The organism is Mesorhizobium sp. M7A.F.Ca.CA.002.05.1.1, from assembly GCF_003998335.1.
Classification (GTDB): Bacteria; Pseudomonadota; Alphaproteobacteria; order Rhizobiales; family Rhizobiaceae; genus Mesorhizobium.
Genome location: NZ_RZQI01000193.1, coordinates 1 through 8,086 on the forward strand (window position 1 = coordinate 1; position 8,086 = coordinate 8,086).

The 8,086-nt window shown below is 65.8% G+C and carries 6 protein-coding genes, 1 tRNA gene and 1 pseudogene; all 8 read left to right on the plus strand.

Annotated features, from left to right (window positions below; translation table 11 throughout):
* A partial coding sequence (gene mepA, locus EN939_RS12535; RefSeq protein ID WP_127268266.1) for a penicillin-insensitive murein endopeptidase occupies positions 1-860 on the plus strand: 860 nt, incomplete at its 5' end.
* Between the two features lie 201 nt (positions 861-1,061).
* Positions 1,062-2,087, plus strand: coding sequence for a glucokinase (locus tag EN939_RS12540; RefSeq protein WP_127268267.1), 1,026 nt, complete (start codon positions 1,062-1,064; stop codon positions 2,085-2,087).
* Positions 2,088-2,224: 137 nt separating this feature from the next.
* On the plus strand, positions 2,225-4,084 hold the full coding sequence (locus tag EN939_RS12545) for an ABC transporter ATP-binding protein (protein ID WP_127268268.1): 1,860 nt from the start codon (positions 2,225-2,227) through the stop codon (positions 4,082-4,084).
* On the plus strand, positions 4,081-4,902 hold the full coding sequence (dapB, locus tag EN939_RS12550; RefSeq protein WP_127268269.1) for a 4-hydroxy-tetrahydrodipicolinate reductase: 822 nt from the start codon (positions 4,081-4,083) through the stop codon (positions 4,900-4,902). The genes EN939_RS12545 and dapB overlap by 4 nt, the downstream gene beginning before the upstream one ends.
* A gap of 92 nt (positions 4,903-4,994) precedes the next feature.
* Positions 4,995-5,615 (plus strand): 2,3-bisphosphoglycerate-dependent phosphoglycerate mutase, encoded by a 621-nt coding sequence (locus tag EN939_RS12555; RefSeq protein ID WP_127268270.1) that lies wholly within the window; start codon positions 4,995-4,997, stop codon positions 5,613-5,615.
* A 73-nt stretch (positions 5,616-5,688) separates the two neighbouring features.
* A tRNA-Leu gene (locus EN939_RS12560) sits at positions 5,689-5,773 on the plus strand.
* A gap of 149 nt (positions 5,774-5,922) precedes the next feature.
* Positions 5,923-7,601, plus strand: a pseudogene (locus EN939_RS12565) (FAD-dependent oxidoreductase).
* Positions 7,598-7,906, plus strand: coding sequence for a UBP-type zinc finger domain-containing protein (locus tag EN939_RS12570; protein ID WP_027040253.1), 309 nt, complete (start codon positions 7,598-7,600; stop codon positions 7,904-7,906). Before EN939_RS12565 ends, EN939_RS12570 begins: the two are co-directional and overlap by 4 nt.
* Positions 7,907-8,086: the final 180 nt, after the last annotated feature.

Genomic DNA, 8,086 nt, shown 5'->3' on the forward strand with positions numbered 1-8,086 from the left:
GGCAGGTGATGCGGCCGTCGCGCAACCGCCGCTGGGGCCATCCGGCGATGATCGCGGTAGTCGAGAAATTGTCGCGCGACGCAGCGGCCGATGGTTGGCCAGGCCTGCTGATCGGCGACATTTCGCAGCCGCGCGGCGGCCCGATGCTGACAGGACATGCCTCGCACCAGATCGGGCTCGACGCCGACATCTGGCTGACGCCGATGCCCAGCCGCCCGCTGTCGATGGCGCAGCGCGAATCGATGAGCGCCACCTTGATGGTCGATGAGAAGACCCATCTGGTGAAGGACGCGCTGTGGACGCCAGCGCACACAAGGCTTCTGAAGCGGGCGGCGAGCTACGGCCAGGTCGAGCGCATCCTGGTCAATCCGGGCATCAAGAAAAAGCTCTGCGACACCGTCAAGGGCGACCGCTTCTGGCTGCGCAAGGTCAGGCCGTTCTGGGGCCACGACTATCATTTCCACATGCGCATCGGCTGTCAGCCCGGATCGCCCGGCTGCAAGGCGCAGGAGGCGACGCCGGACGATGACGGTTGCGGCAAGCCGCTGGCCTGGTGGTTCACGCAGGAGCCCTGGCGCCCCAACAAGAACCCGGATGCGCCCAAGGCCCGCGACCTGATGACGATGGCGAACCTGCCGGGCGAATGCCGCGCGGTGCTCGACGCGCCGGGGCCGGACTCGGCCGAGGCGGCGACCTACCATGGCGGCGGCGTGCCGGTCGCGGCCGCCGCGCCCGAACCCGAAACGCCGTCATTGCCCGCCACCCCGGCCGCCGCCGGCTTGCCAAGCACGGTGAACGCCTTCACGGCGACGCCCGAGATCGGCGTGCCGCTGCCGCGACCGCGGCCGCCTGGAAACTGACGATCACGGCTTATAGCTTACAGCCTTATAGGCAGGCTCAATCGGTTCAGCGCCTCATTTTTGCGAAACCGTGGCGGTTTGGCCGCAGAGCCGGCCTCAGCGCGCCGCCGGGATCGAAAACCGTTTCCCTTTTCAAACCCATGCGCTAGTCAACGGAAGAACGGCCAGATGCCGTCGGGGGCGCCGGAGACGGACGAGAGCATGCCACGCACAGGCGACGACGACACTTTGCTGCGGTTTCCGATCCTGATCGGCGACATCGGCGGCACCAATGCGCGCTTTTCGATCGTGCTCGACGCCAATTCCGAGGCAGGCGAGCCGACCATCGTCCAGACGGCGAACTACAACACCATCGACGAGGCGATCCAGGCGGCCGTGCTCGACCGCTCGTCGGTGCGTCCCAAATCGGCGGTGCTGGCGGTGGCTGGCCCGGTCGACGGCGACGAGATCGAGCTGACCAACTGCCCCTGGATCGTCAAGCCGAGGAAAATGTTCGCCAGCCTCGGCCTGAGCGACATCGTCGTGCTCAACGATTTCGAGGCGCAGGCGCTGGCCGTCGTTGCGCTCGGCGAGGAGCACATGGAAAAGATCGGCGGCGGCACGCCGGAGCCCAATGCCGGGCGCGTCGTGCTCGGCCCCGGAACCGGGCTCGGCGTCGCCGGGCTGGTCCATGCGCTGCACCATTGGATACCGGTGCCCGGCGAGGGCGGCCATATGGACATCGGCCCGCGCACACCGCGCGATTTCGAGGTTTTTCCGCATATCGAGAAGCTCGAAGGCCGCGTTTCGGGCGAGCAGATCCTGTGCGGACGCGGTCTGGTCAATGTCTACAGGGCGGTGGCCAAGGCGGACGGCAAGCCGTCGCCCTTCACCACGCCGGCCGAGATCACTGCCGCGGCACTTGCGAAAACCGATCCGGTTGCAGTGGAAGCGCTGGAGATTTTCGTCACCTGCCTTGGGCGCACCGCAGGCGACCTTGCTCTGGTGTTCATGAGCCGCGGCGGCGTGTTCCTCACCGGTGGCATCGCGCAGAAGATCGTGCCGGCGCTGAAAGCCGGCAATTTCCGCGCCGCTTTCGAGGACAAGGCGCCGCACAGCGCGATGATGCGCACCATGCCGGTCTACGTCATCACCCACCCGCTGGCCGCACTTCTGGGCCTTGCCGCCTATGCCAGGAACCCCTTGCTGTTCGGTGTCCAGACGGAGGGCCGGCGCTGGCAGGCCTGAAAGCCAGCGAAGCGCTCGCGCCCCGCGACGAAGTTAATCAGGTGCGGGCATAGGCAATCAGGCCGCAGGGCGTTAAGAGGGGTGCCGAATTTGCAGCCCCGGTCCCACGAGGCGGAAAACCACAAAGCGCTCCCGATTTGACACTTGAAGCTCCAAACAAACAAAAAGCCCGGCCCGGCGAGGTCACAGCGGTGCTCCGCCGCATCCTCGCTGAAAACGGCAAAGAGTATCGCTGGACCTATGTCGTCGCCGTCTCTTGCCTGCTGATCGTTTCCGGCACCACCGCCTTCACGGCGTGGATCATGGCCCCGATGATCAACCAGATCTTCTACGAACGACGCGGCGATATGCTCTGGTTGATCTGCGCCGGTTTCATGGGGGCCTCCCTGCTGCGCGGCTTCGCCGGTTACGGCCAAGCAGTCGCGTTGGCCAGTATCGGCAACAATCTGGTCGCGCGCTACCAGAAGCGTAGCTTCGACCATCTGATGAAGCTCGGCGTCAACTTCTTCAACGATACGCGTTCCGGTCGGCTGGCGGCACAGGTCAGCGAGAATGTCGGCGGCGTTCGCGATCTGCTGTCGCTGACACTGACCTCCATCAGCCGCGACGCGGTCACGCTGGTCGCTCTCGTCGGCGTGATGATCTATCAGGATCCGGTGTTGTCGCTCAGCTCGCTGCTGATCGGCCCTCCACTGATCTGGGCCGTCGTCTATATCACCCGCCGACTGCGGCGTATCAACCGGGAATCCGTCCTGATCAATTCGCGGCTGAACGGGTCCGTGCAGGAAGCCACGCAAGGCATCGCCATCGTCAAGGCCTTCACCTTGGAGGCCGAGCTGGCGCGCCGCATCGGCATCATGGCGGACACGGCCGAGCAGCGTAACAACAAGATCGCCCGCGTCTCGGAGCGGCTGTCGCCGATTTCCGAGATTCTGGGCGGTCTCGCCATCACCTCCGTACTTGCCTATTCCGGCTACCGGGCGTTGTATCTTGGGCAGCCGCCGGGCGCGGTTTTCTCCTTCATCACCGCGCTGATCATGGCTTACGATCCGGCAAGACGCCTGGCGCGCACACAGGTGGGCATGGAACGTGCCCTGGTCAACGCGCGCATGATCTACGAGTTGCTCGACCTGGAGCCGAAACAGGGCGACGCACCCGATGCCGTCGAGGCGAGGATCACCACCGGCGAGGTGCGTTTCGACAATGTGACGTTCGGCTACAGCGCCGACATGCCGGTGCTTAGGGACCTGAGCTTTACCGCCGCGGCCGGCAAGGTGACGGCGATCGTCGGTGCGTCGGGCGCCGGCAAATCGACGCTGGTGGCCCTCTTGCAGCGCTTCTACGACGTCGACCGGGGCAGCATCGAGGTCGATGGCCAGGACATCTCGAAGGTAACCAAGCATTCGCTGCGGCAGTCGATCGCCTATGTGGCGCAGGCGCCCTATCTGTTCGAAGGCACGATCCGCGACAACATCCGCTACGGCCGTCTGTCGGCCACGGACGCCGAGATCGAGCAGGCGGCGAAACAGGCGGCAGCCGACGAGTTCATCCGCCAGCAGCCGCAAGGTTACGACACGCCGGTCGGCGAAGGCGGCTCGACCCTTTCCGGCGGCCAGCGCCAGCGCGTCTCGATCGCCCGCGCCATCGTGCGCCAGGCACCGATCCTGCTGCTCGACGAGGCGACATCGGCGCTCGACAACGAGGCGGAGGCGCGCGTCCAGGAAGCGCTGACCCAAGTCATGCAAGGCCGCACCACCATCGTCATAGCGCATCGGCTGTCGACGGTGGTCAATGCCGACCACATCATCGTGCTGGAAGAGGGACGGTTGGTCGAGGAAGGCACCCATGCGACGCTGATGGCCGACCCGGACAGCATCTATTCCCGCTTCCACCGCATCCAGGGCAAGAAGGGACTGGGGCTTGTCGAGGACCGCGAGCCGATCCAAACTCCGGTCCGGGCCACGCGTGCGAAGAAGACTGCTGTGAGGAGCACATGAGCGAAGCAGGCGATATGGGCCTGGTGGTGGTGGGCGCTGCCGGCCGCATGGGCCAGACGCTGATCCGCGCCATCCACACCATCCCCGGCGCGCGGGTCATCGGCGCGGTCGAGCGGGCGGGTTCGCCCTATCTGGGCAAGGACGCAGGCGAACTGGCGGGCATCGGTATCATCAACGTGCCGATCGGCGACGATCCGCTGCCGGTCTTCGCCAAGGCAGACGGCGTGCTCGACTTCACCACGCCTGCTTCGACGGTCGAATTCGCGGGCTATGCGGCGCAGGCGCGCATCGTTCACGTCATCGGCACGACCGGGTGCACGGCCGACGACAATGCGAAAATCGCGGCGGCGGCGCGCCATGCGACGATCGTCAAGTCGGGCAATATGAGCCTCGGCGTCAATCTGCTGGCGGTGCTGGTCGAGCAGGCGGCACGCGCGCTCGATGCCGACGATTTCGACATCGAGATCCTCGAAATGCACCATAAGCACAAGGTCGACGCGCCATCGGGCACAGCGCTGCTGCTGGGCGAAGCCGCCGCCGCCGGGCGTGGTATCGAGCTTTCAGGCAATGAGGTACGCGTCCGCGACGGCCACACCGGCGTGCGCAAGACAGGCTCGATCGGCTTTGCCACCCTGCGCGGCGGCTCTGTCGTCGGCGACCACAGCGTGATGCTGGCCGGCACCGGCGAGCGCATCACGCTTGCCCACCATGCCGAGGACCGCGCCATCTTCGCTCGGGGCGCCGTCAAGGCGGCGCTTTGGGCGCGCGGCAAGAAGCCGGGACTGTATTCGATGCGGGACGTGCTCGGCCTCAGCTGAGCCGGCCTGATCCATAAACCTCTTTGTCTAACGCAATTCCGGGCGGAAAACCGCGTCACACTTTTCCTGGAATTGCTCTTGAAGGAGCAAACATGTCGAGAACCCTCGTGCTCGTACGCCACGGCCAGAGCGAATGGAATTTGAAGAACCTGTTCACCGGCTGGCGCGATGTCGACCTGACCGAACAGGGCCACGCCGAGGCCAAGGCCGCCGGCCAGAAGCTCAAGGCGCGCGGCCTGAAATTCGACATCGCCTTCACCTCGGCGCTGATCCGGGCGCAAAAAACCTGCCAGCACATTCTCGACGCGGTCGGCCAGAGCGACCTGAAGACCATCCGCGACCAGGCACTCAACGAGCGCGACTATGGCGACCTTTCCGGCCTCAACAAGGACGACGCCCGCAAGAAATGGGGCGAGGAGCAGGTGCATGTCTGGCGCCGCTCCTACGACGTGCCGCCGCCCGCCGGCGAAAGCCTGAAGGACACCGGCGCCCGCGTCTGGCCCTACTATCTGCACGATTTGCAGCCGCACGTGCTGCGCGGCGGCACGGTGCTGGTCGCCGCGCACGGCAACTCGCTGCGCGCGCTGATCATGGCGCTGGACGGCAAGTCGGGCGAGGAGATCGTCAAGCTGGAACTCGGCACCGGCGTGCCGGTCATCTACCAGCTCAACGCCGATTCCACCGTCGCTTCGAAGGAAGTGCTGGACGACTGAGCCGGCGAACGGAGCACCTGCGAAAAAAGCGCGTTGACAGCAATCGCTTGCCCGCTTACATGAGCCCGCACCAGCCCAGATGGCGGAATTGGTAGACGCGCACGGTTCAGGTCCGTGTTCCGCAAGGAGTGGAGGTTCGAGTCCTCTTCTGGGCACCAAATTCCCGTTTCGAACCATTCGCCGGTTCAGAAACTTAGAGAAAAAGCCCGGCTCGTCCGGGCTTTTTCTTTGCCGCCAACCTCCCCTTCCGGCCAGTCCCCTCACAAACCGCTTCAAACTCCGCGCCCGCTTCGCTACGCTCAAAACCATGGCTCAATCCACCACCCAGATATTCGGTGCCCGCCGCGACCAGGCGTTCCCCACGCTGGCCGAGGTGGACATCGACCGCATGCGCCGGTTCGGCGAGGCCAGCGCCTATGCCGCCGGCGAGCACATCATCGAAGCAGGCGATGTGGCGCCCGGTCTGATCGTCGTGCTGTCGGGCAGCGTGGACATCACCCAGGACGGCGGGCTCGGCCGGCGCGAGACGATCGTCACCCATGGCCCCGGCAGCTTTGTCGGCGAGCTGGCGCAGCTTTCGGCCCGTCCCTCGCTGGTCAATGCGCAGGCCGCCGAACCGGTGGAGGCGTTCGTCATCGCCTCGCAGCGGCTGCGCGACCTGATGGTGCAGGAGGCCAATCTCGGCGAGCGCATCATGCGGGCGCTGATCCTGCGCCGCGTCGGGCTTTTGGAGAGCGCTACCAGCGGGCCGATCATCATCGGACCCCAGGACAATGCCGACGTGTTGCGCCTGCAGGGCTTCCTCGCCCGCAGCGGCCAGCCGCATCGCGTGCTCGATTCCGGCAGCGATCCCTGCGCCAAAACCCTGGTAGAACGCTTCGAGGTCGATCCTCACCACCTGCCGATCGTGCTCTGTCCAAACGGCAGGCTGCTGATGAACCCCGGCGAAAAGGACCTCGCCCGCTGCATCGGCCTGCTGCGGCCGATCGATGCCGATACGGTCTATGACGTGGCCATCGTCGGCGCCGGCCCGGCAGGGCTGGCGGCGGCGGTCTATGCGGCCTCCGAAGGCCTATCGACGATCGTGCTCGACTGCCGCGCCTTCGGCGGACAGGCCGGTGCATCCTCGCGCATCGAGAACTATCTTGGTTTCCCCACAGGCATTACCGGCATGGCGCTGATGGCGCGCGCTTACAACCAGGCGCAGAAATTCGGCGTCGAAATGGTCATCCCGGACGAGGCGAAGCTTTTGAGCGCCGCCTCCGACGCGTCAGGCGCCCGCTATCTGCTCGATGTCGGTGATGGCGAGACGTGCGCACGCGCAGCGTGGTGATCGCCAGCGGCGCGCGCTATCGCCGCCTCGACATCGCCAATCTGGCGCGGTTCGAGGGAACGTGCGTGCATTACTGGGCGTCGCCCATTGAAGGGCGGCTTTGCGCGGACCAGGAAGTGGCGCTGGTCGGCGCCGGCAATTCGGCCGGGCAGGCGGCTGTCTACTTGGCCAGTCATGCGCGCAAAGTGGCGCTGCTGGCGCGCGGTGGCAGCCTCGATGCCAGCATGTCGCGCTACCTGGTCGAACGCATCAAGGCGCAGCCGAACATCGAGGTGCTGACCGGGACCGAAATCGAGGCGCTGGACGGCGAAGAGGGCAATCTTGGCACGGTGCGATGGCGCAACCGCGCCAGCGGCGCGGAAACGACGCGCCCGATCCGCCATCTCTTTCTCTTCATCGGCGCCGACCCGAACACCGATTGGCTGGCGAATTGCGGTGTGGCGCTGGACGCCAGGGGGTTCGTGCGCACCGGATCGGAGCTGGGATCGGCGCAGATGGAGACCAGCCGCAGCGGCGTGTTCGCCATCGGCGACGTCCGCGCCGGTTCGGTCAAACGCGTCGCGGCGGCTGTCGGCGAAGGCGCCCAGGTGGTCGCGGCATTGCATGCATATCTCGCGCGCGCGGACGCACCTCAAACAGCAGGGAGACCATGATGGATGAATGCAGGCATACGCGCGACATCAGGAAGGTGACGCCGAGCGCGCTCGGCTGCGAGGAGTGCCTGAAGAGCGGGTCGCAATGGGTGCATTTGCGGCTCTGCCGCACCTGCGGCCATGTCGGCTGCTGCGACGACTCGCCCAACCGCCACGCCACCAGGCATTTTCACGCCACCAAGCATCCGATCATCGAGGGCTACGATCCGCCGGAAGGCTGGGCATGGTGCTATGTCGACGAGGTGTTTGTCGACCTCGGCGACGACGTGACCCCGCAGAACGGCCCGATCCCGCGCTTTGTTTGAGCGGCGCCGCATGGCGACGGAATCCCGGGAAAAGCGCGATCCGTCCGGGCTTCATTGGCGGCGGTTTCCCTGCTGAACGGCCTGGCAGTCAGTCAGCGAAATACAGATATCCCAGCCACCCGGCCAGCACGATCGAGGCAGTCCAGATACAAACAATGATCACCGCCGCGTAGCGGCTCA